The organism is Melittangium boletus DSM 14713 (assembly GCF_002305855.1).
Lineage (GTDB): Bacteria > Myxococcota > Myxococcia > Myxococcales > Myxococcaceae > Cystobacter > Cystobacter boletus.
On the sequence record NZ_CP022163.1, the window covers coordinates 3,525,549 to 3,549,755 of the forward strand.

The window sequence follows — 24,207 nt, forward strand, 5'->3', positions numbered from 1 at the left end:
GGAGACCCGTGTTGTCTTTCCGTCCCGATTCCGTCCGCGCCTTCCTGATGGCGCTCCTGCTGATGGCCTCGCCCGCGCTGGCGCAGGCCCCCACGAACGACGTCCTGCCCATCCAGACCGTGCCGCGAGAGCCGGAAGCGCCCGCTCCCGCGCCTCCCGCCGAGGAAGCCATGGACGAGGGCCTGGAGGAGTCCGCCACGCCGCCCCCCGGCTTCACCGGCATCTACGGCCAGGTGACCGACGCGCAGACGAAGGAAACGCTCATCGAGGCCACGGTGAAGGTCGTCTCCGGAGCGCAGAAGACGGTGCTCACGGACGTGGACGGCAACTACCGCCTCGCGCTGCCGCCCGGCCGGTATGACCTGCGCGTCTTCTATGACGTCTACGAGGGCCGCCGCATCACCGGCGTCACCGTGGAGGAGGGCAAGGCCACGCGCCTGGACGTGGGGCTGAGCGCCGACGCGGGCGCGGTGCAGGAAGTCGTGGTCGAGGCACGCTCGGACCGCCGCGCCGAGGGCGCGCTGCTCCAGGAGCGCAAGAAGGCCGTCACGGTGTCCGACGCCATCAGCGCGCAGGAGATCGCCCGCACGCCGGACTCGAGCGCGTCGGACGCGGTCAAGCGCGTGGTGAGCGCCACGGTGGTGGACGGCCGCTTCGTGCTGCTGCGCGGACTCGGAGGCCGCTACGCGGTGACGCTGCTCAACGGCGCGCTCCTGCCCAGTCCCGAGCCGGACGAGCCCTCCGTTCCGTTGGACCTGTTCCCCACGACCCTGCTGGCCAACCTCAACGTGGTGAAGAGCTACACGGCGGACCTGCCGGGCACCTTCGGCGGCGGCACGCTGCTCATCGAGACCAACACCTACCCGAGCCAGTTCGAGTTCAAGCCGCGCCTGACCGTCTCCGGCGACACCGTGTCCACCTTCCAGCGGCGCAACACCCAGCCGGGCGGCTTCCTGGAGACGCTGGGCTTCGCCGGAGCCCAGCGGCAACTGCCCGCGGGCGTGCCGCGCGACGAGCGGCTGGGCAACTCCGTGGACACCTGGAAGAGCTTCCCCAACGTCTGGGCGCCCAGGAGCACCACCGCGCTGCCCAACCTGGGCCTGGGCCTGTCCGTGGGAGACACGCTGCGCTCGGGCAACCAGCGCCTGGGCTACCTGGCCACCGTCAACTACGGGCACCGCGAGGCCGCCCGCGTGTCCGAGTTCGCCCGCGCCATCCGGCAGGAGCAGCAGCTCGAGGCGCGCGACGCCGCCACCACGCTCCAGGGCTCCTCGGGCGCCAACCTCAGTGGGCTCGCCAGCGTGGGCTACCAGTTCAACCGCGACCACGAGCTCACCCTCTTCAGCCTCTACACGCGCGGCACGGACACCGCCACGTTCAGCTCGCGTGGCGTGAACAACGAGCGCTCGGAGCTGTACGAGGGCTCCCGCCTGCAATTCACCTCGCGCTACCTGTCCTTCAATCAGCTGCGCGGCTTCCACCGCCTCAACGGACTGAGCGACGCGGAGCTGGACTGGCAGGCGAACTTCAGCCGCGTGGAGCGCCAGGATCCGGACACGCGCGACACGCTCTACGCGGACGACCTGGGCAGCCCCAGCGGCCGCTTCTCCTTCCCCAACCAGCCCAACAGCGGCGAGCGCTTCTATGCCTCGCTGGGGGAGAACTCCACCGGCGGCAGCGCGAGCCTCACCGTGCCCCTGTCCCTCGTGCGCCTGAAGGCGGGAGGCCTCGCGCAGATGTCCTTCCGCGACTTCTCCGCGCGGCGCTTCCGCTACCAACGCACCGACGTGCCGGTGGATGCCTCGCTGCCTCCCGAGCAACTGTTTGGACCCGACCACCTGGGCGAGGGCATCCGCCTGCGCGAGGTGACGCGCAACGACGACGCCTATGACGCCTACCTGGGCATCTTCGCCGGCTTCGTGACGGCGGACGTGAAGCCCGTGGAACCGCTGCGCCTGGTGGGAGGCGTGCGCGTGGAGCAGTCCCTGCAGCAGCTCACCGCGCACAGCCCGTTCGACCCCACGCCCACCACGAGCAGCGACGCGAAGTACCTGGACGTGTTGCCCGCCTTCAACGCCATCTACTCGCTCACCCCCGAGGTGAACCTGCGCGCCGGCTACAGCTACACCCTGGCGCGGCCGACGTTCCGGGAGCTGGCGCCCTTCCTCTTCTACGACTTCGTGCGCCGCCGCAACGTGTCCGGCAACCCCACGCTGGTGGAGACGCGCATCCACAACGTCGACGCCCGCGCGGAGTGGTTCGTGGGGGAGAACGAGGTGCTCGCCGCCAGCGCCTTCTTCAAGCGGTTCCAGAATCCCATCGAGCGCGTCATCAACAATCCACAGTCCGGTGACCTGGTGTTTGAAAACGCGGACGGCGCGAGGAGCTATGGAGTGGAACTGGAAGCACGCGCCTCGCTCGCTCGGCTCACGCCCGTGCTCTCCCGCTTCCGCGCCGCCGCCAACCTCACCCTCATCCAATCCCAGATCCTCCTGACGGATCCCCGCAAGCTGGGCTCGCAGACGAACAGCCAGCGCCCCATGCAAGGCCAGTCTCCGTATGTCATCAACCTCAACCTCGGCTACGAGCGTCCCGAGAGCGGCACCGAAGTGGCGCTGCTCTACAACGTCTCCGGTCCGCGCATCAGCGAGGTGGGCGTGCAGGGATTGCCAGACGTCTACGAAGTGCCCTTCCACCGCCTGGATCTCACGGTGAGCCAGAAGCTGGGCAAGCACACTCAGCTCAAGCTCACGGGCTCCAACCTCCTCAACTCCACCGTCGCGCTCGAGCAGGGCGACGTCTCCATCCTCAAGTACCGCCCCGGTCTGGCCTTCTCCGCGTCACTCGGCTGGACCCTCTGATCCCTGTCGTTTTCCCTCACCCCAGGACACTCCCCCATGAAGCGTCTCGCGCTTGGCCTCACCCTTGGCATGTCCCTGCTCGCCGGCTGCGGCGAGGATCCGGTTGTCCCCTCCGGCGGCAACACCACCACCGGCTCCAGCGTGGAAGTGGCCCAGAACATCACCCAGAACACCACCTGGACGGCCGACAAGGTCTACACGCTCAAGCAATACATCTTCGTGGAGAGCGGCACGCTCACCATCGAGGCGGGCACGAAGGTGCTGGGCGCCGAGGGCAGCGCGCTCATCATCACCCGGGGCGCGAAGCTCCACGCCGTGGGCACGAAGGACAAGCCCATCGTCTTCACCAGCGCGGCCAAGGAGGGCGAGCGCTCGGCGGGTGACTGGGGCGGCGTGGTGCTGCTGGGCCGGGCGCGCATCAACGCCGCGGGCGGCCAGACGAGCATCGAGGGCTTCGTCTCCAACAGCTCGGACGAGCGCACGCGCTATGGCGGCGACGATGACACGCATGACTGCGGCACGCTCAAGTACGCGCGCATCGAGTTCGCTGGCTTCCAGCTCGCCAAGGACAACGAGCTCAATGGCCTGACAGCGGGCGGCTGCGGCTCGCTCACGGACATCGACTACGTGCAGGTGCACAAGGGCGCGGACGACGGCGTGGAGATGTTCGGCGGCACGGCGAACCTGAGGCACATCGTCATTACCCAGCCCGATGATGACGGCCTGGACTATGACCTGGGCTACACCGGCAAGGTGCAGTACCTGGTGGTGCAGCAGAACAGCACCGTGGGCAACCGGGGCATCGAGGCGAGCGGCAACAAGAGCGACAACTCGGCCGCTCCGCGCTCGGTGCCGGAGATCTGGAACGCGACCTTCCTGGGCTCCAACCGGGAGGTGGCCGCCTCGGGCACGAAGCAGGAAGGGCTCGTGTTCAACACCGGCGCGGGCGTCAAGCTGCGCAACTCGCTCGTGGCGTACTTCCCCGACCTGGCGGTGGACGTGGACGGCCGGGCGTCCGTGGCCTTGTTCGAGGCGGGCGACCTGTCCATCACGAACACTTTCTTCTACGCCAACAAGGGAGACACCACGAGCATCCCCTACGCGCCCAACCCGGTGAAGGACTCCTCGGGCAACACCACCCAGGCGGACACGTCCCTGCTCGCCGACGGAAGCGTCTTCAAGGAGCCCGAGCGGTTCCTCGCCGACGCGCTCCAGAACCAGGTCGTGGATCCCCAGCTCACGGCCGCATTGGACTTGAGGACACCGGACTTCGCGCCTCGCACGGGCTCGCCGGCGCTCAACCCGGACAACGCCGCGGTGCCGCCCACGGATGGATTCTTCGACACCTCGGCCCGCTTCGTGGGCGCGGTGGGCTCGGACAACTGGCTGGCTGGCTGGACCGCGTTCCCGGAGAACTGAGTCTCCATTCCACGCGGCAAGAGGTGCCGTGCCAGCCACGGCCTCATCGCCCGGAAGCAAGCGTCATCTCACGGAGGGGGCTCCGGGAGGACGTTTGCCTCCGGGCGTTGTTGTTTGGAAGTCGTGGTGGACAGACTGGAGCAGGCGTGGTCGCGCCCAGTGGCTCCCTCGGAAAGCTCAATCACTTTCCAGAGGCAACGAGCCCAGGGCGGACAACCACAACATGCTGCGTTCCCCCAGCACTCACGCGAACACCGCATATGGGATTCGAGATGCCGGCCGAGAGAGGAAACCCCCGGCCCTCTGGCCGAGGTCGGCGTCCGACAAAATCTCTAACGCAAAAATACAAAAAAAGTCTCAAGACTCTATACAAGTGGCAGCACCGTAGTGAACACACACACACGAGGAAGCAGTCATGAGCAAGAAGATCCTGGTAGATGCGATTCTGGCGAAGAACCTGGACTCCGTTACCGACCTGAAGTGCCGGAGCCGCTGCCGCTGCTGGTAGTGACAGCACGACTCGGGGAGCGCGAAACCTTCACGGACCGATGAAGACTTCACGCCGCCTCCCTTCTTCACTCAACAAGTGAACACACACACACATGGAGATAGCCATGGACAAGAAAACCCTGGTGGACGCGCTGCTGACGAAGAACCTGGACTCCGTGACCGACCTGAAGTGCCGGAGCCGCTGCCGCTGCTGGTAGTGACAACACGAGTTCAGGGAGCGCGACGCCTTCACGGACCGCTGAAGACTTCACGCTGCCTTCCTTCCTCACACAACAATTGAACACATACACACATGGAGATGACCATGGACAAGAAGATCCTGGTGGACGCGCTGCTGACGAAGAACCTGGACTCTATGACCGACCTGAGGTGCCGGAGCCGCTGTCGCTGCTGGTAGTGACAGCACGAGTTCAGGAAGCGCGAAGCCTTCACGGACCGCTGGAGGCTTCACGCTGCCTTTCCTCCGCATACACCCGGCGGACGAGGTGGACTGCCCCGGTGCGCGGCGTGGTGCGGCCCCTCCTACTCGGCGCTTGCTCCCCACCGGATGTCGGCGCCCATCGCCTCAGGACGCTGGAATCATGATCAAGGCAACATTGGACGAGGTTCTGCGGTATCGGAACGAGGAGGTCATCCGCCGCTTTCTCCAGACCTGGGACATGCCCAGGGAGGAGGCCGAGGACCTCTTCCAGGAGACCAAGAAGTGGCTGTGGTTGAACGCGTACCTCACGAAGCCAGGCGAGCGCCCACCGGGACTCGCCATCACCTTCCCCCTGCGGCTCCTGGACGAGATGTGGCACACCTTCATTCTCGACACACTCGACTACACGCAGTTCTGTGAACAGTACTTCGGCTTCTTCATTCACCACAAGCCCACCACCCAGGAGGAACTCGACGCGCTGGACGCCACCCGGCAGCGGGATCCCGGTGAGCTCCGCGCCGAGACCGAGGCGGAGTTCCGCAAGCAGTACGAGCTCATCTATGAGCACCTCGGCCCGGAAACCCTCTCCAAGTGGTACTCGGACTACCTGGAGCTCTACACGGACGAGTATCTGGAGAGCTCCTGGCGATGGTCGTTCTCGCCACACGATCAGAGTGCCCCCATGCGACTCCGGCTCACCCCACCCCGACAGGACTCGGAAGACCTCGGGATGCCGTCGGCCCACGTCGCCTGAGGTTGTTTCACCCACGGAGCCCGGTGTGCGACGACTCCCTTGAGTCCGGCCACGCCCCGGGCTCCTTCCCTTTTCCAGCTTCCAAGCAACTGGAGCGGGCCCGCTCGCGATAACCCCGTAGAACCCGCGAGTCCGTTGGCCCCTCATGACCATCCGCCTCCCCTCCGCCTCCGCCGTCCGTCCCCAGGTAGCGCCCCAGAGCGAGTCGGTGCGGATGTCCCGTCCGCCCACCGCCGAGCCCCTGGCCACGAACCGGTTCCGGGACGCGATGGAACTCCGGCCGGCCCGCGCGCCGCTCAAGCAGTTGTTCACGGACTTCGCGCGGCCCCGGAGCCACGGCGCCGAGCGCACCACGGAAGACGCGCTCGCGGACATGGACTCGCTGCTGCGCGGCCCCTCGATCTCCCGCGAGGAGAACGGGGCCACGGTGCTGAACGACGCCCCCTATGTGAATGACTCCCGGGACCTGGGGACCGGCCTCATCCCCGCCCGCTTCAACGCGGCCACCCAACAGGTGGAGGCCAACGCCGCGCTGGAGAGCGAGTACCTGGCGAAGATGACGCCGGAAGAGCAGGCGCAATACGAGAGCGTGAAACAGGCCTGCCTGGACGCGGGAGACCCGGTGGCGGCGCTGTCCCTGCAGAAGTTGCTGTTCGAGGGCAAGCTGCCCGGCGAGAAGGATTTGATGGGCGAGGGCACGCTGTTGGATCAACTGGCCCTCGCGGCGGATCCCGAGACGCCCATGGTGGAGGGATTGGACCGGGGCGCGTTCCTCTGCGACCTGGTGCAGGAGCTCGCCACCCCCAGCGCCATTGCCCAACGGGGCGTGGGCACGTGCGCGCCGACGACGCTCGCCATCGACCTGGCGATGCGCAACCCGGCCGAATACGCGCGCATCGCCATGGGCCTGGCCAGTCCGGAGGGGAAGGTGACCCTGGCCGGGGGAATGGAAATCGAGCGCGAGCCGGGCACGGCGACGGAGGATGGAAAGGACCGCTCCAACGTCCAACGGCTGATGGGCTCGGCCCTCATGGAGGTGGCCAACGGGTCGAGGGACTACGACAACGAGACCGAGGAAGGTGACGGCGCGAACGCACGGGACCTGGACACCCTCAACGAGGCCATCTGGGGACGACCCATGGAGCACAAGGGCCTCGGGACCCCGAAGGAGCGAGCGGAGGCGATGGACATCATCGATGCCCAGCTGGCCGCGGGCCACAGCGTGTCCGTGGGCCTCACGTGGGGAGAGGACAGCGCCCACAAGGTGCTCGTCACCGGCACCGAGACCATCGATGGGCAGGAGTACATCAACTACATCAACCCCTGGGGCCGCGAGGAGCGCATGCTCCGGGAAGAGTTCGAGGCCCGGATGATCGACATCAACTACGATCCGAAGGGCACGAGGCCCATCCGCCCGCCCGGGATTCACATTCCGGTGGCGTCGGAGCGGCCGCCAGCCCTCCCGCCGGAGGGACTGGACCTGGAGCAGTTGCGGCGCGCGATCCAGCTGCGCGGCTGATGCCCACGACTGCCATCAGAAATGAAGCTGCCCTGGGGATGTTGCTGTTACTGGGGCACTTGTTCGCGGGGTGTGCGACGGTCCAGGTGGTGCACCTGGACACGGGCCAGGGTGCGCCCATCGTTTATTCCCCACCGAAAAGCGTGAAGCCCATCGAGGTTGATGAGGGCGCATTCCATGCGGTGATGACCCAGTTGGTGTTGGACACGCACTTCCCATTGCATTCCGCTGAAGAGGAGCGCCCGCATGTCAGGCGCGCTTCGTGGAACTTCCAGCAACGGTGCTCCCGGCAGGTCAATCCCGGCGAGTGCCTCTCGTTGCTGGAAGACGGACTCACGCTCCTGGACGTCCATGCGCGGCGGAAGATCGCTCTGTCTTTCGCCTGGGATGGCGTGTGGGATGGCGTTCAGTATTCAGTGAAGGAGGTTGTCAACCCACTTGTCCTCAAGGCGATGATCACGTCAGCGATGGCGGCATATATGCTTCTTGTCGTGGCGCCCGAACCCATGAGCAAGCTCGTGGCCATCGCGCTGACAACCTATATCATCGCGTATATCGGATTGGATTCCTTCGCCAACCTCGTGGCGGGATGGCGTCGGCTTTCGGCGAACGCTGAGAAAGCCATGTCCCTCGAGGAATTGCAGGCGGCTGGGCACGACTTCGGCAAGGTTCTGGGGGAAAACGGAGCACGGGTCCTCATCCTGATGCTGACGGCGGCATTGGGGGGAGGGGCGGCGAACATCGCATCGAAGGGCCCCATGCTTCCGGGCTTCGCGAGGGCAACATTGGCCGCCGAGACCAACGCGGGCATCCAACTGTCCGCGGTGATGACGGGCGGCGTTCGCTCCATCTCCCTGACGGAAGGCATCCTCACCGTGGGCGTCACCCCCACCGCTGTGGCCGCGACAGCCTTGAATTCGGGAGGAGGCACCGGAGCCCACTCCGGGGCGGGTACCCCTTCGCGGGAAGCCCGCCTTGAAGAACTGGCAAGAGACCCCGCCCAAGGCGGGAAGATCACACCCAAGACACGCCGCGAAGCGGAAATCGGGCTTCAGCTCGAGGACCGTGGTCAGCTTCCAGGTCCCATCCAACGGGATCCGACAGGGCAGGCGGAGTTCATTGACGCCCAGGGTACCCGGTGGGATATCAAGTCATTCGACTCTCGATTTTCTCCTCAGAAAGGTGGCTTCTCACTTGCGCGTGATCTCGACAAGATCAAGGCCGAGATCGCTGGAGGAGAGAACGTCATACTCAATACCGAGAACATGGCCGCACCACACGTTCAAGAACTCCGCCAAGCAATCGATTCTCTTGGGGCCGCGTTCTCGTCCAAGGTGTTGTGGTTTCCGTGAACGACTGTTCCGCCATGACATGTGTGAAATGAATTCAGAGTTTACCACGGCGCTAGGCCAGCACGCGGAGTGGTTGGCCTCCGAAGGACAGCGAGGGAAACGGCTCTCCCTGGAAGACGCCGACTTGTCCACACTCGACCTCTCATCCATTGACTTGTCCGAGGCGGAGCTTCCTGGAGCCCGCTTGGATGGATGCAACCTGAGCATGACGAAGTTTTATGGCGCCAATCTGGCGTCCACATCGTGCGTCCAGGCGAACCTCGCCAACGCGCAACTCGCCAAAGCAAACCTGGACCATACGGTGCTCAGGAGCGCCGTCCTCATCCAGGCGAAGGCGCTTCGAGCCAGTTTCTACGAAGCGGACCTTCATGGAGCCGACCTTCAAGGCGCGGACCTCCGTGGCGCCTACCTTGCCAGCGCCAATCTGGAGTCCTCGAATCTCCGAGGCGCGCACCTTGAAGGTGCAGTCCTTCATGGAGCACGCCTTTCTGGTGCCGACCTGCGCGGCGCCACGGGTGTACAGAAGGTCCAAGCATCCTGGATCGACCTTGGCAGTGCGGGCGCGCCCGCTCGAATCGAGGGCGAGGCGCTTCTCTCATGGCTGGCCCATGCCACGACCTGCGTCACCGGATGAAGAAGTCCGTGCCTAACTGGAGTCAGGGCGCGGCACGGCCCGGAGCCCCGCGAGGGGTCCAGGCCGGTGGGTACCTCGGCTCAGCAAATGAGGACGGCTCAGGCCGCCTCGGAGCGGACCGGCACGGGGGGCGCGGGGCGCACGGGGGCCGTGGCCGGCTCCGGAGCCGTGGCGGCCGCCTCGGGCGCGCTGCCGTCGGCGAACAGCGGAGCGCTCGGACGGGACTTCGGCGGACGGCCCCGGCGGCGCGGCGCGGTCTCGTCATTCTGGGACGCCTCCACCGCGCTCGACTCCGAGCGCACGCCCCTCTTGGGCAGGGTGATGGCCTCCACCTTCATGCTCAAGTCGATGTCCTCCTCGGCGAACACGCGCGCGTACGCCAGCGCCCGCTGGCCCTTCTGCAACAGCGCGTCCTGGCTGTCGGCCAGCGCCAGACGGGCCGCCTCCAGCGCCGCCTGCGCGCGCGCCACCGCCTCGGCCTGCGCCCGCACCCGGCCCGCCGCCTCTTCCAACACCTCCGTGTCCACGTCCGGGAACTTCACCTCGGACAGCTCCGTGGAGAACACCTCGAGCAGCGCCCGCATCGCGGGAGAGATGGGATCGTTTTCCGTCGCGTCGAACATGGTGGGGGCTTCCTCTTCGCGTACCGCGTGATGCCCCTTTATCTGCACGGATGTGCAGTGCCGCGCAAGGGGGTCCGCCCCGAGGCCGATTTGTCGGCCCCGCGCCGCGCTCGCCCGCCTGTCCTCCAGCGGTGCGAGGCACGCCTGACCGGTCAAGTGGTGCCACACTCCCTACATCTGGGGTCGCGGAGCGCCCGCCTAGTCCACGCGCACCAGGTCCACGCTCTTCACGCCCTGGGCGGGGTCCACGTTCACGACGAGGTAGTGTCGGCCGATGCCGTCGAACTGCTCGGGGATGGAGCCGCCCCCCCCGGAGATGAAGGCGGGGATGCCCGCGTTGGAGAACGAATAGTACGAGTGCACGTGGCCGTAGATCGTCAGGTCCACGCCCCCGCGCGCCAGCTTGCCCAGGATCGACGCGGCCTCGTTGCGGCTGTTGAAGGCGCCGTTGCGCACGCCGATGGGGTCCACCAAGGGAATGTGCGTGCCCAGGATATGCACGCCGTCCTTCCCCTCCGCGAGCCAGCCGTCCAGGGCCTCCACGGCGAGCGGATCCAACGAGCCGTTGCCCGAGTCGATCATCGTGAAGTGCGCGCCCTGGAAGGTGAAGTGCAGGTTGCCCCGGCCGTAGTAGTCCTGGTAGCGCGGGTCCGGATTGAAGAGCTCGTGGTTGCCCAGCGTGGCGAACAGGGGGATGCGCGAGTCGAGCAGCCGGGACTCGAACTCCTCCAACTGCTCGACGGTGCCCGACTGGGTGAGGTCTCCCGAGAAGAAGATGAAGCGCAGCGAGGGGTCGGCGTTGATGTGCTGGTAGATGTCGCCCACGCGGGGCAGGGCCTCCTGCACGTCCGCGAGCGCCACGAAGCGAAACGGCGTGGGCTGCTCCCACCCGGGAGAACCCACGGTGAGCCGGGCCTCGCCGCCCACGGGCAGCGTCACCCGCCACGTCTTCACGGTGGAGCGGTCACCTGGAGGGGACAGGGACTCGACGGGCAGGGGCACCCCGCCCGCGCTCGCCGTCAGCTCGGCGTCCGGCATGGCGTTGCGCACCACCACCGTCCACACCGGCGTGGCGCCCTCCGAGGACACCGCGCGCAGGTGGAACGCGGGGGCCGAGCCCCACAGCGTCAATGTGCCGCCCTGGGCCTGGCGCACCACGGCCAGTCCCTGCTCCACGGTGAAGGCCACGCCCCCGGCCTCCGCCTGGCCCACTTGCAGATCCTTGAGGGCGCGCTCCTCGGCGGGGCGCATACAGCCCACGCTCAAGGCCACGAGCCCTCCGGCGATCCAACCCCTGTGCCTCACGTGCCACCTCCCCACGCGTAGATGAGCGACACACGGCCCACCAGGGCCGAGCCCGTCTGGAGCTCCGCGGAGACCCCCCAGGGGCCCGCGACCAGCGCGCGCGCCCTCAGCCCCAAAAAGCCCGGCACCCCCGCGCCGCCCCGGATGCCTCCGGCGAAGTCATCCTTGCGGTGGTCGTAATAGAGGAGTGCTTCTCCCCGGAAGGGGCCTCCGCGTCCCAGGTACACCCCAAAGCCGAAGGTGAACAGCAGTTGCTGCGAGAGCCGGTCGTCGAAGACGTCCGGGTACGCATAGCGCTGCACCGACATGCCCACGCCCATCTCCGTGAAGGAGCCCGCGAGCCGGGAGCCCAGGCGCACCAGGTCATAACGGCCGCGCAGGAAGAACTCGCCGCCGCCCAGGGTGAAGCCCTCGGCGGGGTAGCGGTGCACGAGCGCGGCGGCCTCCACGTCCAGCGCCGAGCCCTGGGCCCCCAGCCGGGCGCCCTCGGGGGCGCCCACGAGCCGGTACGCCCCGCCCACGCGCATGCGAAGGTTGTCCTCGCCGGGCGCCCACTGGACTCCGGCGTCCACGCGCACGCGCGCCAGTCTTGCCCGCGCGCCCGCCGACACGAAGTGCCGGTAGGAGAAGGACGGGTCCGACACGTGCTGGTAGCCCAGGTCCACTTCCAACCGGGGCAGGTGGAGGGCCGGTGTGCCCGGCGAGAAGGTAGGGGACACGGCCGCGTAGAGGTTGGACAGCAGGGAGACGGAGGCGAGGCCTACGCCGGCGAGCGTCACCGCGTACAGCGGGCCGATGATGTGGCGGGACGCACCCGTCAGCGCGATGGGCACGCCCCCCGCGGCCAACAACCCGAGCCCCGTGCCCTCCAGGAGGAAGAGGCGGCCGGCCAGCGTGGAGTCCCCGGCGGTGAGGGAGCCGAGTCCATGCAGCATCAGGCCCGGCACCACCGACACGACCGCGGGCAGGGCCCGGAAGGGAGGCCGCTCCTCGGCAGCCGCCTGGAGGGGAATATCCGCCTGTTCGGGCGCCTCGGGCGCCTCGGGTGGCGAGGCCAGGGCCCGCCCCGCCCACAGCCCCAGGACGAGGCCGCCCGTCCTCCACCCCGCCAGCCATCTCGCTCGCCGCTGTGTCGTCACGCGTGTGCCGCCCCTCCCGGGCCCACGTCATCGGGTCCGGCCCCAGGATAGACCTTTGCCTCGCGGCATTCCCGCCCAACCCGCACCATGGTAGCTACCCGGCCCCGTGCCATATCCCTCCGAGCAGAGCGCCCCAACCGGACTCCGGGCACGGCTGCACACCATCATCTTCGAGTCGGACACGCCGGCGGGGCGGGCCTTCGATGTGGGGCTCTTGTGGGCCATCGTGCTCAGCGTCCTGGCGGTGATGCTGGAGAGCGTGGAGGCCATCCGTCTCCAGTACGGGGAGGCCATCCGCGTCCTCGAGTGGTGCTTCACCGGGCTGTTCGCGTTGGAATATGGCCTGCGGCTCGTGTCGGTGCAGCGGCCGCTGCGCTACGCCCTGAGCTTCTTCGGCCTGGTGGACCTGATGGCCATCCTGCCGTCGCTCCTGAGCCTGATGCTGCCCGGCATGCAGTCCCTGCTGGTGGTGCGGGTGCTGCGGCTGCTGCGCGTCTTCCGCGTGCTCAAGCTGGCCAGCTTCCTCGGGCAGGCGGACGTGCTGCTCACCGCGCTGCGCGCCAGCCGGCAGAAGATCATCGTCTTCCTCGGGGCGGTGCTGAGCACCGTCGTCATCATGGGCGCGGTGATGTACCAGGTGGAGGGAGCGCCCAATGGCTTCGACAGCATTCCCCGGGGGATGTACTGGGCCGTCGTGACGATGACCACGGTGGGCTATGGGGATCTCGCGCCCAAGACGGTTCCGGGGCAGTTCATCGCCTCGGTGTTGATGATCATGGGCTACGGCATCATCGCGGTGCCCACGGGCATCGTGTCCGTGGAACTCGCCCAGGCGACCCGGCAGGCCATTGATCCGCGCGCCTGCCCCGGTTGTGGCCTCCAGGGCCACGACCTGGACGCGGTTCACTGCAAGCACTGCGGCGCCAGCCTCTGAGCGCGAGGCGGGCGGGGTCGGCGGGGCTCCCACCCGGTCCGGATTCGGGGATGGTGTGCCCGCTCCGAGGCGGAGTATGCTGGGCCTCCCGTCCATCTCCTCCAACAACGCGACGCGCAACGTGGCCCCCAACGCAGCCCAGGAGTTTGGCAAGTACGAACTGGTGTCGAAGCTCGCCGCGGGCGGGATGGCGGTCACCTACCGCGCGCGCATGAGGGGGGCCGCGGGGGTGACCAAGCCGGTGGTCATCAAGCAGATCCTCCCCCACTTCGCCGACGAGCCCGCGTTCGTGGAGATGTTCGTCAGCGAGGCGCGGGTGGCCGCGGCGCTCACCCACGGCAACATCGCCCAGGTCTTCGACTTCGGGGAGATCGACGGCCAGTACTTCCTGGCCATGGAGTTCGTGCACGGCCAGCCCCTGTCCAAGCTGATGCGCCGCGCGCAGCGCATGGGCCTGCCGGGGCTGCCGGTGCCGCTGGCGCTGTATATCGCCTCGCAAATCTGTGACGGGCTGGACTACGCCCACCGGCACCGGGGCGAGGACGGCGAGCCCCTGGGGCTCGTGCACCGGGACGTGTCCCCGGACAACGTGCTCATCTCCTACGAGGGCCAGGTCAAGGTCATCGACTTCGGCATCGCCAAGGCGACGAGCGTCGTGGAGACGCGCACCTCGCCCGGCACCCTCAAGGGCAAGTACCCGTACTTCTCCACCGAGCAGGCCCGGGGCGAGCAGGATCTGGACGCGCGCTCGGACACGTTCGCCGTGGGCGTGGTGCTCTACGAGATGCTGTGTGGCCGGCGCCCCTACGAGGGCGAGTTCGCCGTCGTGCTGCCGCGCCTGCTCGCGGGCGACTACCCCGCGCCCTCCGCGCTCAACCCGGCCATCACCCCCGAGCTGGAGGCGGTGATCGGCACGGCCATGGCGCTCGATCGCGGCGAGCGCTACCCCACCGCCCAGGCCTTCTCCGAGGCGCTGCGCGAGCAGCTCTACTCCTCCTGGCCGCGCTTCTCGCCGAGCCTGGTGGCGCAGTTGCTGGGCCACCTCTTCGCCGAGGACCTGGCCGTCGAGGGCCACCCTGTGGAGGTAACGCCTGGCTTCCTGGAGCAGTTCTCCGAGTGGAAGGCCTCCGGTGGAGCCGCGGGACGTCCGCCGGCGCCCCGCCCCGGCTCCAGCCCCGGCAGCGAGAGCGGCCGGACGGGGAGCAGTTCGGGCGTGCGCGCCCTCGCGATCCGGACTCCGCCCCCCGCGTCGCGAACCCGAACCTCGACCACCGGGAACCTCCGTGCCGCGGGCTCCACCCCGGCCTCGGGACGCCGGGCGTCGAGCACGGGCGTGCCGCGCGCCCCCACGAACACCGAGAACCCCGTCACCCGGGTCGACGCGCAGCGCCCCCACGACACGCCCGTCGAGGTGCCCGCGCTCCCCGCCTCCGCCGAGCTGCGCCAGTCGCTGCGCGAGACGGAGCTGCGCGTCGCCGAGGTGACCGCCGAGCGGCGCAACCAGTGGCTGCTCCTCCTGGGCGTGCCCTTCGCGGCGCTGTTGCTCCTCGGCTTCCTCATCAGCCGTGTCACCGGCTCCAAGGCGGACGCGTCCGAGGCCTTGCTCGTGAGTTCCCAGTGGATCCGCTCCACGCCGGCGGGCGCCACCGTGAAGATCGATGGCAAGGAGCTCCCAGAGCGCACGCCCCTCGTGGTGTCGGATCTCCCCCTCAAGAAGGCCTACACCCTTGAGATCTCCCGGGCCGGATACCGGCCGTGGAGCCAGGAGCGCACCCCCCTGTCCGCCACGGGCGCCGAGCCTGAATTGAATGTGGCGCTCGAGCCGCTGCCGGGAGCGTCCATCGACCCGCTCCCCGCCGAGGCCACCGCCGCGTCCGCTCCGAGCGAGCCCGCGCCCGAGCCAGTGCCCACACCCGGCGCGCCGGATTCCTCGCGCCACGCGGTGGACTACCCGACGCGGCTGTTCGTGCTGCGCCCCCGACACAACGCCTTCCCGCTGAGCCAGTACGCCACGGCCTCCATCGAGCTCAACCCCGCGAAGAGCTACCTGGTCACCACCGACGGCGCCGCCTCCATGGCCCAGGGCAAGGGCGGAGCCACGGACCACCTCGCCTACTTCATCGAGGGCGATCACGTGTCGGTGGACGAGTCCTTCGGCGTGCTCGGCACGGGCTCGCGGACGTTCAAGGGCATCCGCCGGATGCACGTGTTCACGCTGGACGACGACCTGTCGGACAACAGCGGCACGGTGCGGGTGAAGTTCCAGCAGTCGCAGTGGATGGCGCCCCGGGTGCTCGCCTTCACCGCCGCGGAGGACGCGCTCGTGCTCAAGCCCGAGCACCAGTTCGTGCTGCGCGGCCTCAATCCGGAGGCCGTCTACCTGCTCACCGTGCGAGACGATGCCGCCGAGCTGGCCTCGGGGCCGGGCGGACGCGTCCACCGGGCGCTGTGCGTGGAGAGCAGCCAGAAGTCCGCCCGGCGCACGCCTCGCCTCCTCGAGTCAGGCAAGCGCGTTCAGATCACCGGCGCGGACACCTTGCGGTGTACCTTTCCCGACACCCGCCTGGAGGACAACCAGGGGGCCTTCGAGGTGGACATCGTCGATGTGACCCCCATGTCGAGGCAGGAACGAGCGGCGGCGCTTCGTGGCGAGACGCGTTGAGCTCATAACAGTTGACCCCGAAACAGTTATAGGGGAAGAATCGGTGACGACGGTAAGCGGAACACCCGCTGACGCATCGCTCTCTTCTCCGTTCCGCCAGTAACCGGGCACGGAGCGCCGCGAGTCAGGCGCCGGAAGTGATGCATACTCTCAGTGTCAGAGCCCGAACAGCAGAGGGCTCCTCCAGTGTGAAGACTTCCTTCCGTAAGGGCCAGGCCGCGGCGGAGTGGCGGCAGGGTTCAACAAGGACGGGAAAGGCCAGTGGGCGCGGCGCCGAGCATGGCACCGGGCCCACTGGTCTTTTGGGGGTACGGCAACCCGGCGGACGAGCCGCCGGGTGGCGGCTCAGATGTCCAGGTTCTGCACGTCCAGGGCGTTGCGCTCGATGAACTCGCGGCGCGGCTCGACGGCCTCGCCCATGAGCAGCGAGAAGATCTCGTCGCTCTCCACCGCGTCCTCCACGCGCACCTGCAGCAGCGTGCGGGTGGTGGGGTTCATGGTCGTGTCCCAGAGCTGCTCCGGGTTCATCTCGCCCAGACCCTTGTAGCGCTGCAGGCCCAGCCCCTTCTGCGCGTCCTTGCGCACCGCGGCCAGCACCTCCTGCACCGACAGGGCCTTCACCTCGCCATCGCCCACCTTCACCGTGAAGGGCGCCTGGCCAAGCGCCTTGAACGCGTCGCGCAGGCTCAGCAGCTCCTGGTACTCGGGCGACGACAGGAAGGCATGGTCGAACACCGACTGGCGCAGGCCGCCGTTGACGTCCGTGCGCACCACCAGCTTCTTCGTCTGGGTCTCCGGATCCTCCGCCACCAGCGCCTCGAGCCGGCCCAGCGCGTCGGGCATGCGGGCCTTGAGGTAGGCGCGCATGTGCTCCGACTGCTCGCGCAGCGCCGCCTCGTCCGACAGCGTGCCCACGCCCAGCGCGCAGCCCTGCACCAGCGCGTCCACCACGCGCGCGTCCCGCCGGCTGGCCAGCTTCTCCAGGCGCTCCTCGTACGCGAGCACCTTCTCCAGCAGCGAGCGCAGCTCCTGGCCGCCCAGCTCCCCGTTCGCCGTCACCACGCGCGAGTGATCCGAGGCGATGCGCAGCAGGTACTCGTCGAGCGCGCGCTGGTCCTTCACATACATGTCCTTCTTGTTGCGCGTGACTTTGTAGAGCGGCGGCTGGGCGATGTAGAGGTAGCCGTTCTGGATGAGCTCCGGCATCTGCCGGTAGAAGAACGTGAGCAGCAGCGTGCGGATGTGGCTGCCGTCCACGTCGGCGTCCGTCATCAGGATGATGCGGTGGTAGCGCGCCTTGGTGGGATCGTAGTCCTCGCGCCCGATGCCCGTGCCCAGCGCGGTGATGAGCGTGACGATCTCCGCGCTGGTGAGCATCTTCTCGAAGCGCGCCTTCTCCACGTTCAGGATTTTTCCGCGCAAGGGCAGGATGGCCTGGTTGCGCCGGTCGCGGCCCTGCTTGGCCGAGCCGCCTGCGGAGTCACCCTCGACGATGTAGAGCTCGCTCTCCTCGGGGTTGCGGCTCTGGCAGTCGGCGAGCTTGCCCGGCAGCGAGCCGCCATCGAGGATGCCCTTGCGCCGCACCGTCTCGCGCGCCTTGCGCGCGGCGATGCGCGCGCGCGTGGCGTCGCCAATCTTCACCACGATCTTCTTGGCGACGATGGGGTTCTCCTCGAGGAAGGTGGCGAGCTGATCATTCACCATCTGCTCGACCAGACCCTTGACCTCGCTGTTGCCCAGCTTCGTCTTCGTCTGCCCCTCGAACTGGGGGTTGGACAGCTTCACGGAGATGACGGCGGACAGACCCTCGCGCGCGTCCTCGCCCGTGGGCGTCTCCTTGAGGTCCTTCCACACGCCGCCCTTCTCCGCGTAGCTGTTGAGCGTGCGCGTGAGCGCCGCCTTGAAGCCGGACAGGTGGCTGCCACCCTCGTGCGTGTTGATGTTGTTGGCGAAGGTGAAGATGCGCTCGTCGTAGCCATCGTTCCACTGCATGGCGATCTCGAGCGAGAGGCCCTCGCGCTCGGTGCTGAAGTGGATGGGCTTGTCGTGCAGCGCTTCCTTCGCCTTGTTGATGTACTCCACGAAGGAGACGATGCCGCCATCGAACTTGAAGTCGTGCTCCTTGCCGATGCGCATGTCGCGGATGATGATGCGCAGTCCCGCGTTGAGGAACGCGAGCTCGCGCATGCGCTGGCTGAGCGTGTCGAAGTTGAAGTCCACCATCTCCATGATGGTGGGGTCCGGCTTGAACGAGATCAGCGTGCCGCGCTTGTCCGTCTCGCCCACGCACTGCACGGGGTGCTGGGGCACGCCACGCGTATAGGCGTGCTCGTACACCTTGCCCGCGCGCTGCACGCGGACCTTGAACCACTCGGACAGGAAGTTCACACACGTGACGCCCACGCCGTGCAGGCCGCCGGAGACCTTGTAGGCGCCATTGCCGAACTTGCTGCCCGCGTGCAGCTCCGTGAGCACCACTTCCAGGGTGTCCTTGCCCTTGAACTTGGGATCCGGGTGCGGGCCCACGGGAATGCCGCGGCCGTTGTCCTGCACGGACAGCGAGCCATCCACGTGGATGACGACTTCAATCTCCGTGCAGTGTCCGGCCAGCGCCTCGTCGACGGAGTTGTCCACGACCTCGTAGACGAGCTTGTGCAGCCCGTACGACACGGTGTCGCCGATGTACATGCCCGGACGCTTGCGGACGGCTTCCAGTCCCTCGAGCTTGGTGATGGCGCCGGTGTCGTACTCCACGGGCGCACCCGGGGCCGGGGCACCGGGATGGGGGAGGTTTTCCATGGGTGGAGGTCCTTCGAAAGTCGTGGGTCGGGAAGCCGGGGCCTACCATTGGAAGATACCCCGGACAAGAGTATGGAGAACACGCAAGGCATCGAAACCATTCACGAAACGCCTGGCGTGAAGAGTGATAACGCTACGCGTCGAGACGCGGGGGCGGCTTGCGCTCCTCCAGGGTGGCCGCCAGCTCGGCGTACGTGCTCCGGGAGGCGAAGAGATGGCGGGTGATGAGCACCCGCCCCCCCTCGTCCAGGAAGAGCCCCAGCACATCGCCCTTGGCGCCGATCCGGCGCACGCAGTCGATCTGCCCCCAGGACAACTGCAGCAGGGTGCCGGTGAAGGGACGCGCGAGCTCCACGCCCCGGGCGCTGAGGCTCACGCCCCAGCCAGGGCGGGGACGCAGGCGGTGCCAGGCGAAGGCGAAGGCGAGCATCAGTCCTCCGGTGAGGCCCGCCCGGGCCACGGCCAGGGGCGGATCGCCGAGGGACCGGGCATCGGCCAGGGCCCAGGCGCTGAGGATGGCGAGCACGCACGCGCCCAGGAAGAGCGCGCGTCGCGTGGGACGGGGATCGAAGGCGTAGAAGCGGGGCTCCAAGCGGCGCCCACCCTACCCTTCCCGAAGGCCCACCGGGTATTTTCCCGCCACGCGCTGTCCACCCGCGAGCGCCCGGACGCACCCGGCGGGAAGCACATGACTGACGCTGAACTCCACGCGCTCCTGCGCACCAACCTGCTGGCCTTCAAGGCCCTTCAAATGCGCACGAGCGCGCTCCAGGGACTGGATGTCCCCGGAGTCCGAGCGTTGTGTCTGGCCGGAGGCGCCCAGCCCTTCTTCCAGCAACAGGTGCTCTACGCCTGGCCGGGAGCGCTCGGCCCCCAGCTGGACGCGGTGGAAGCGTGGTACCTCGCACGGCAGGTGCACGCCTGGCGCGTCGGCGTCACTCCGGGTGACACGGACGCGGAGACGGCGCTGACGCGGACGGGCTACCAGCGCGAGGACGGCATGCCCGCCATGGGCAGGACGCTCGAATACCACCCCCCGCCGAGTCTTCCCCTGGGCCTCACCCTGGAGCGTCCGGACGACCTGGACGCCGTGATGGCGCTCAACGGGCAGTGCTACGAGCCCTCGAGCATGGATTTCCTCGACGCGTGGCGCCGGGCCCCCCTGCCCGACGCGCGCATCCACGCCGTGCTGGCGCGAGAGGGAGGCCGGGCGCTCGCCTGTAGCCTGTCGTTCGAGCACGAGGGGTGCGCGGGCATCTACATGGTGGCCACCCACCCCGACGCGCGCCGCCGGGGCCTGGGCGCCCTGGTGATGGAGGCGCTGCACGCGGACGCCTTCGCCCGGGGTTGCACCACCGCCGTGCTCCAGGCCTCGGCGCATGGCGTGTCCCTGTACCAGCGGCTCGGCTACCGGAGCCTGGGAACGTGGGTCAACTGGGTGCGCCGCGTGCCGGGCATCAGGGCGCCTCCCATGGCAGCTCCAGGGTGAAACGCGCGCCGCCCTCCTCGCGACGCTCGGCCCACACCCGGCCTCCGTGGGCTTCGGCGGCCCGGCGCGCCAGGTACAGCCCCAGGCCCAGGCCTCCATACGAGCGCGAGGACACCGCCCGGCCAAAGCGCTCGAAGATGGGCTCCAGCTGCTCCTCCGGAATACCGATGCCCCGGTCCTCCACCCCCACGCGCGCCCGTCCGCCCTCCGCCCGCGCCCACACGTCCACCGGTTGGCGCGGGCCGAACTTGAGGGCATTGGCGAGGAAGCTCGACACCACCTGCTCCACCCGCAACCGGTCCCAGTGGCCCACCAGCCCCGGCGCCACCTCCAGCCGCAGCGCGCACCCCACCGCCTGGGCCTCCGCCTCGAAGCGCTCGCACACCTCGCCCACCAGCTCGCCCAGGTCCACCCGCTCGCGCGACAGTGGCAACTCGCCCGTGGACAGCAGCGACACGTCCAGCAACGTCTCCACCAACGTGCCCAACCGCCGCACCTGGCGCAGGCTCCGCGCCAACCGCTCGCCCCAGCCCCGCGAGGCCACGTCGCGCGAGCGCTGCACGAGCGAGCTCAACTGCAACCCCAGCGTGGTGAGCGGCGTGCGCAACTCGTGGGCCGCCACGGCGAGGAAGTCATCCCGCAGGCGGATGGCCTCCCGGGCCTCGCGATAGAGCCGCGCGTTCTCCAGGGCCAGCGCCGCGCGGCGCGCCACGTCCTGGCACAGCGCCAGGTCCGCCGGAGTGAAGCCCGCCCGGCTCCCCGTGGCGCACAACGTCATCACCCCTTGCGGCCCCAGCCGGCCCAGCAGCGGCACGTGGATGACGGAGCGCAGCCCCATGCCGAGCATCACGCGCAGGTGCTCGGGCGAGCGCGCCAGGGTCTCCAGCCAGGACGGATCCACGTCCGGTATCAACCGCGCCTCGCCCGTGCGCCATACCGCCATGGGCCCCCGGGTGGCGTCCGGCAGCAGGGGAAAGAGCCGGTCCAGCTCGAAGCCCCGCGCCACCCGCTCGGGATCCTCGTGCGACAGGGCCATCAGCTTGAGCCCGCCGTGCTCGTCGGGGCAGTAGACGAGGCACCAGTCCGCCAGCTCCGGCACCACCAGCCGCACCACTTGCTCCAACGTCTCCTGGAACTCCAACGAGCGCGCCAACGCCTCGCCCGCGCGCGCCAGCAGGGAGCGCTCTCCCACCACCCGGGTGTACTCGCGGCGCAGACGGGCCTGCTCCACCTCGCGCGCCACCGCGGCCGGCAACCGCTCCAGTCCGTCCAGCGGGAAGGAGTCCCGGGCCCCCGCCCGCATCACCTCGCCCGCCGCGTGCTCACCGCGCCGCGCGGACAGGACGAGCAGCGGCAGGTCCACGCCCGCGGCGCGCAACACGTCCACCGCCGCGCCTGGAGTGAGGCCGGGCACGTCCTCCGCGCACAGCAGCACCTCCCACGGCCCGAGCGACAGGGCCGCGCGCAACGCCTCCGCCGACGCCACGCCGTGTGACTCGACCTCGAATCCCCCCTGGCGCAGGACCTCCACTCCCCGCGACAGGTCGCCGGGGCGGGCCTCCACCAACAGGACACGAAGGGTCACCGGCATTCCGCTACCGTGCTCCCTCGAGCAGGTGCGCCTGGGCGGCGGCCACGGCGGCCCCCGGCTCCCGGCGATACCCCGCTCCCGCGAGCGCCCGCTCCACGGCGCCCACCGTGGCCAGCACGTCCGAGGGGCTCACCTCATTCATATGGCCCACGCGGAAGTAGCGCGTCTTGAGCTCCGGATGCAGGCCCCCGGCGAGCACCACGCCCTGCTCGCGCACCCGGCCCACGAACGAGGCGTCCACGCCCTCCGGGTAGTAGAGTGCACTGAGCGTGTGGGCGGCCACGGACTCGGAGACGGGCAGCATGCGCAGGCCGAGCGCGCGCCACGCGGCCCGGAAGGCGTTGGCCGTGCGGCGGTGCCGCTCGAAGCGCGCCTCCATGCCCTCGCGCAGCAGGTGCCCGAGGCTCACGTCCAGCGCGTACACTAGGTTGACGGGTGGCGTGGCGAAGTAGGCAGCGCGCCCGGCTTCATAGGCCTCGTGGATGGGCAGCCACTCGCCGAAGTCCGCGTACAACGAGCGCACCGGCGTGCGGCGCGCGCGCCACGCGGCCATGGCGCGAGCACTCACGGTGAGCAGCGCCAGCCCCGGCGGCACCCCGAGCGCCTTCTGGCTCGCCGTCAGGTACACGTCCGCGCCCCAGGCGTCCTGGTGGAACACCTCGCCCGCGGTGGCGCACACCCCGTCCACCACCGACAACACCCCGTGCCGCCCCGCCACCCGCACCAGCGCCTCCGCCGGCGCGCGCACCCCGGTGCTCGTGTCCACGTGCGTGACGGTCATCACCTTGAAGCGCCCGTCCGCGAGCAACCGCTCCACCTGCTCCGTGTCCGGCACCTCGCCCGGCGCACACCGCGCCTGCACCACCTCGGCCCCGTAGCGCTCGAGCACCGTGGCCATGCGGTCGCTGAAATAGCCCGTGTTCACCACCAGCGCGCGCTCACCCGGCTCCACCAGGTTGGCCACCGCCATCTCCATGGCCAGCGTCCCACTGCCCGCCACCACGAAGGGCTGCGCCGAGGGCGCCAGGCACACCTCGCGCAAGCGCCCGAGCGCCCGGCCGAACACGGAGATGAACTCGGGCGACACGTGGCTGGCCGTCTTCGCGCCCAGCGCTCGCATCACCTCGGGGTGGAACTCCACCGGACCCGGAATCATCAGCAAGTCACGCTCGCTCATGACTCCTGGCCTAACGCGCCAGGGCCTCGGACTCCATGCCGGAGTGGGCGGATGTCCGAAAACGACAATGCCGGACCCCCCGGAAGAGGGGCCCGGCGTGACGAGGCGTCTATCGCGCCCCGATGTCGGCTAGCGGCCGGCGGCGTCCATGCGGGCGATCTGCCCGGCGGTGAACGAGTTCATGCAGGCGTCGTCGCTGTAGTCCATGAAGTTGGTGATGGGATCCAGACCCGCGGTGGAGCAGGTGTCCCGGCCCGAGGGACAGCCAGAAGCGGGCGAGGCCTCGGCCGGCGTGTCGCTCACGCTGTCACCCGGGCTGGCACAGCCGCCCTGGAAGGTGTGGTACAGGCCGACCCAGTGGCCGACCTCGTGGGTGCCCGTGTCGCCCAGGTTGAAGGGCGCCGCGGAGCCGCCGGGCAGCGAGCTGTGGAGCACCACCACGCCGTCCATCAGCGGGTTCGCCGTGTAGTCCGAGGGGAAGGTCGCCCAGCCCAGCAGGCCGCCACCCATGCCGTTGGTGTAGAAGTTGAGCGTGCTCTTGCCGCCCTTGTGCAGCGCCGTCTTCATCGCCCTCTCGGCGGACGAGCCCGGCTGCGCGGTGAACCAGGTGGAGTTGGTGGTGCGGTCCGTGGCGGCCAGCGTGAAGTAGAACGGCGTGTTCTTGTACGCCGCGTTGAGCACGCTGAGCTGGCTGGAGATCATCGCCGAGGTGATGTCACCGTTGGAGACGCCCGTGCCCTTGTTGATGACGTGGAAGTAGACGGGGATGTTGACCGAGCCCGCGGCGCGCAGCTCGAAGCGGCGGCCGGCGATCTCCTCATCCACCCGCGCCTGCTCCTCGACGCTCATCCGGCGCGTCGCGCAACCGCGAGCGTCCGCGGAGGCCTCCGTCTCCTGAGGCGGCTCCACCGGCTCCTTGTTCTCCGGGGCCTGCTGCGCGCAGCCCCCCAGGGACACCAGCGCACCGACCACCATGGCGAAACGGCCACTCTTCGACACGAAGCTCCGCGACATTCCT

At 68.8% G+C, this 24,207-nt stretch carries 17 protein-coding genes and 1 pseudogene; 10 read left to right on the plus strand and 8 right to left on the minus strand.

Annotated elements, in window-relative coordinates:
• Nucleotides 1-8 precede the first annotated feature (8 nt).
• The 7 genes and pseudogenes from MEBOL_RS14795 (at nt 9) to MEBOL_RS14820 (ending at nt 9,470) form a co-directional block, all read left to right on the plus strand.
• Entirely contained in the window at nt 9-2,861 is a 2,853-nt protein-coding gene (locus tag MEBOL_RS14795) for a TonB-dependent receptor (RefSeq protein WP_095978036.1), read from the plus strand.
• 36 nt (nt 2,862-2,897) lie between these two features.
• On the plus strand, nt 2,898-4,280 hold the full coding sequence (locus MEBOL_RS14800) for a hypothetical protein (RefSeq protein ID WP_095978037.1): 1,383 nt from the start codon (nt 2,898-2,900) through the stop codon (nt 4,278-4,280).
• A gap of 1,091 nt (nt 4,281-5,371) precedes the next feature.
• Complete coding sequence (locus MEBOL_RS14805; RefSeq protein WP_095978038.1) at nt 5,372-5,965, plus strand: glycine-rich domain-containing protein; 594 nt, start codon at nt 5,372-5,374, stop codon at nt 5,963-5,965.
• Between the two features lie 145 nt (nt 5,966-6,110).
• Nucleotides 6,111-7,484 (plus strand): cysteine peptidase family C39 domain-containing protein, encoded by a 1,374-nt coding sequence (locus MEBOL_RS14810; RefSeq protein ID WP_095978039.1) that lies wholly within the window; start codon nt 6,111-6,113, stop codon nt 7,482-7,484.
• Nucleotides 7,485-7,522: 38 nt separating this feature from the next.
• The gene (gene sitA5, locus MEBOL_RS14815; RefSeq protein WP_245919766.1) at nt 7,523-8,836 is read left to right on the plus strand and encodes a SitA5 family polymorphic toxin; all 1,314 of its coding nucleotides are present in this window, start codon (nt 7,523-7,525) and stop codon (nt 8,834-8,836) included.
• A gap of 28 nt (nt 8,837-8,864) precedes the next feature.
• Nucleotides 8,865-9,029: pseudogene (locus MEBOL_RS44070) on the plus strand (pentapeptide repeat-containing protein); the annotation flags it as partial.
• Nucleotides 9,030-9,041: 12 nt separating this feature from the next.
• Nucleotides 9,042-9,470, plus strand: coding sequence for a pentapeptide repeat-containing protein (locus tag MEBOL_RS14820; protein WP_245920063.1), 429 nt, complete (start codon nt 9,042-9,044; stop codon nt 9,468-9,470).
• Between the two features lie 98 nt (nt 9,471-9,568).
• Here the strand turns inward: MEBOL_RS14820 and MEBOL_RS14825 are convergent, their stop codons facing one another.
• From MEBOL_RS14825 to MEBOL_RS14835, 3 genes are all read right to left on the minus strand, one after another.
• Nucleotides 9,569-10,093, minus strand: coding sequence for a hypothetical protein (locus MEBOL_RS14825; protein WP_095978042.1), 525 nt, complete (start codon nt 10,091-10,093; stop codon nt 9,569-9,571).
• Nucleotides 10,094-10,291: 198 nt separating this feature from the next.
• A complete protein-coding gene (locus tag MEBOL_RS14830) occupies nt 10,292-11,398 on the minus strand; it encodes a metallophosphoesterase family protein (RefSeq protein ID WP_342747770.1) in 1,107 nt (368 codons plus the stop codon).
• Nucleotides 11,395-12,537, minus strand: a complete 1,143-nt coding sequence (locus tag MEBOL_RS14835) for a hypothetical protein (RefSeq protein WP_095978044.1) — start codon at nt 12,535-12,537, stop codon at nt 11,395-11,397. The genes MEBOL_RS14830 and MEBOL_RS14835 overlap by 4 nt, the downstream gene beginning before the upstream one ends.
• A 106-nt stretch (nt 12,538-12,643) precedes the next feature.
• Between MEBOL_RS14835 and MEBOL_RS14840 the strand changes: the two genes are divergently transcribed.
• Both MEBOL_RS14840 and MEBOL_RS14845 read left to right on the plus strand, forming a co-directional pair.
• Complete coding sequence (locus MEBOL_RS14840) at nt 12,644-13,471, plus strand: ion transporter (RefSeq protein WP_095978045.1); 828 nt, start codon at nt 12,644-12,646, stop codon at nt 13,469-13,471.
• 76 nt (nt 13,472-13,547) lie between these two features.
• Nucleotides 13,548-16,133, plus strand: a complete 2,586-nt coding sequence (locus MEBOL_RS14845; RefSeq protein WP_179956417.1) for a serine/threonine-protein kinase — start codon at nt 13,548-13,550, stop codon at nt 16,131-16,133.
• Between the two features lie 345 nt (nt 16,134-16,478).
• Here MEBOL_RS14845 and gyrB read toward each other — a convergent pair whose 3' ends face one another.
• Both gyrB and MEBOL_RS14855 read right to left on the minus strand, forming a co-directional pair.
• Nucleotides 16,479-18,932 (minus strand): DNA topoisomerase (ATP-hydrolyzing) subunit B, encoded by a 2,454-nt coding sequence (gene gyrB, locus MEBOL_RS14850; RefSeq protein ID WP_095978046.1) that lies wholly within the window; start codon nt 18,930-18,932, stop codon nt 16,479-16,481.
• A gap of 133 nt (nt 18,933-19,065) precedes the next feature.
• Nucleotides 19,066-19,524 (minus strand): hypothetical protein, encoded by a 459-nt coding sequence (locus MEBOL_RS14855; protein WP_095978047.1) that lies wholly within the window; start codon nt 19,522-19,524, stop codon nt 19,066-19,068.
• 96 nt (nt 19,525-19,620) lie between these two features.
• On the opposite strand from MEBOL_RS14855, the gene MEBOL_RS14860 reads away from it, so the two are divergent.
• The gene (locus MEBOL_RS14860) at nt 19,621-20,421 is read left to right on the plus strand and encodes a GNAT family N-acetyltransferase (protein ID WP_095978048.1); all 801 of its coding nucleotides are present in this window, start codon (nt 19,621-19,623) and stop codon (nt 20,419-20,421) included.
• On the opposite strand, the gene MEBOL_RS43630 is transcribed toward MEBOL_RS14860, so the two are convergent.
• From MEBOL_RS43630 to MEBOL_RS14875, 3 genes are all read right to left on the minus strand, one after another.
• Complete coding sequence (locus tag MEBOL_RS43630) at nt 20,390-22,012, minus strand: sensor histidine kinase (RefSeq protein ID WP_095978049.1); 1,623 nt, start codon at nt 22,010-22,012, stop codon at nt 20,390-20,392. The two genes, MEBOL_RS14860 and MEBOL_RS43630, sit on opposite strands and share 32 nt — an antisense overlap.
• A gap of 4 nt (nt 22,013-22,016) precedes the next feature.
• Nucleotides 22,017-23,189, minus strand: a complete 1,173-nt coding sequence (locus MEBOL_RS14870; RefSeq protein WP_095978050.1) for a pyridoxal-phosphate-dependent aminotransferase family protein — start codon at nt 23,187-23,189, stop codon at nt 22,017-22,019.
• Between the two features lie 129 nt (nt 23,190-23,318).
• Nucleotides 23,319-24,203: a zinc metalloprotease gene (locus MEBOL_RS14875; RefSeq protein WP_245919768.1), complete on the minus strand. Its 885-nt coding sequence runs from the start codon at nt 24,201-24,203 to the stop codon at nt 23,319-23,321.
• Nucleotides 24,204-24,207 lie beyond the last annotated feature (4 nt).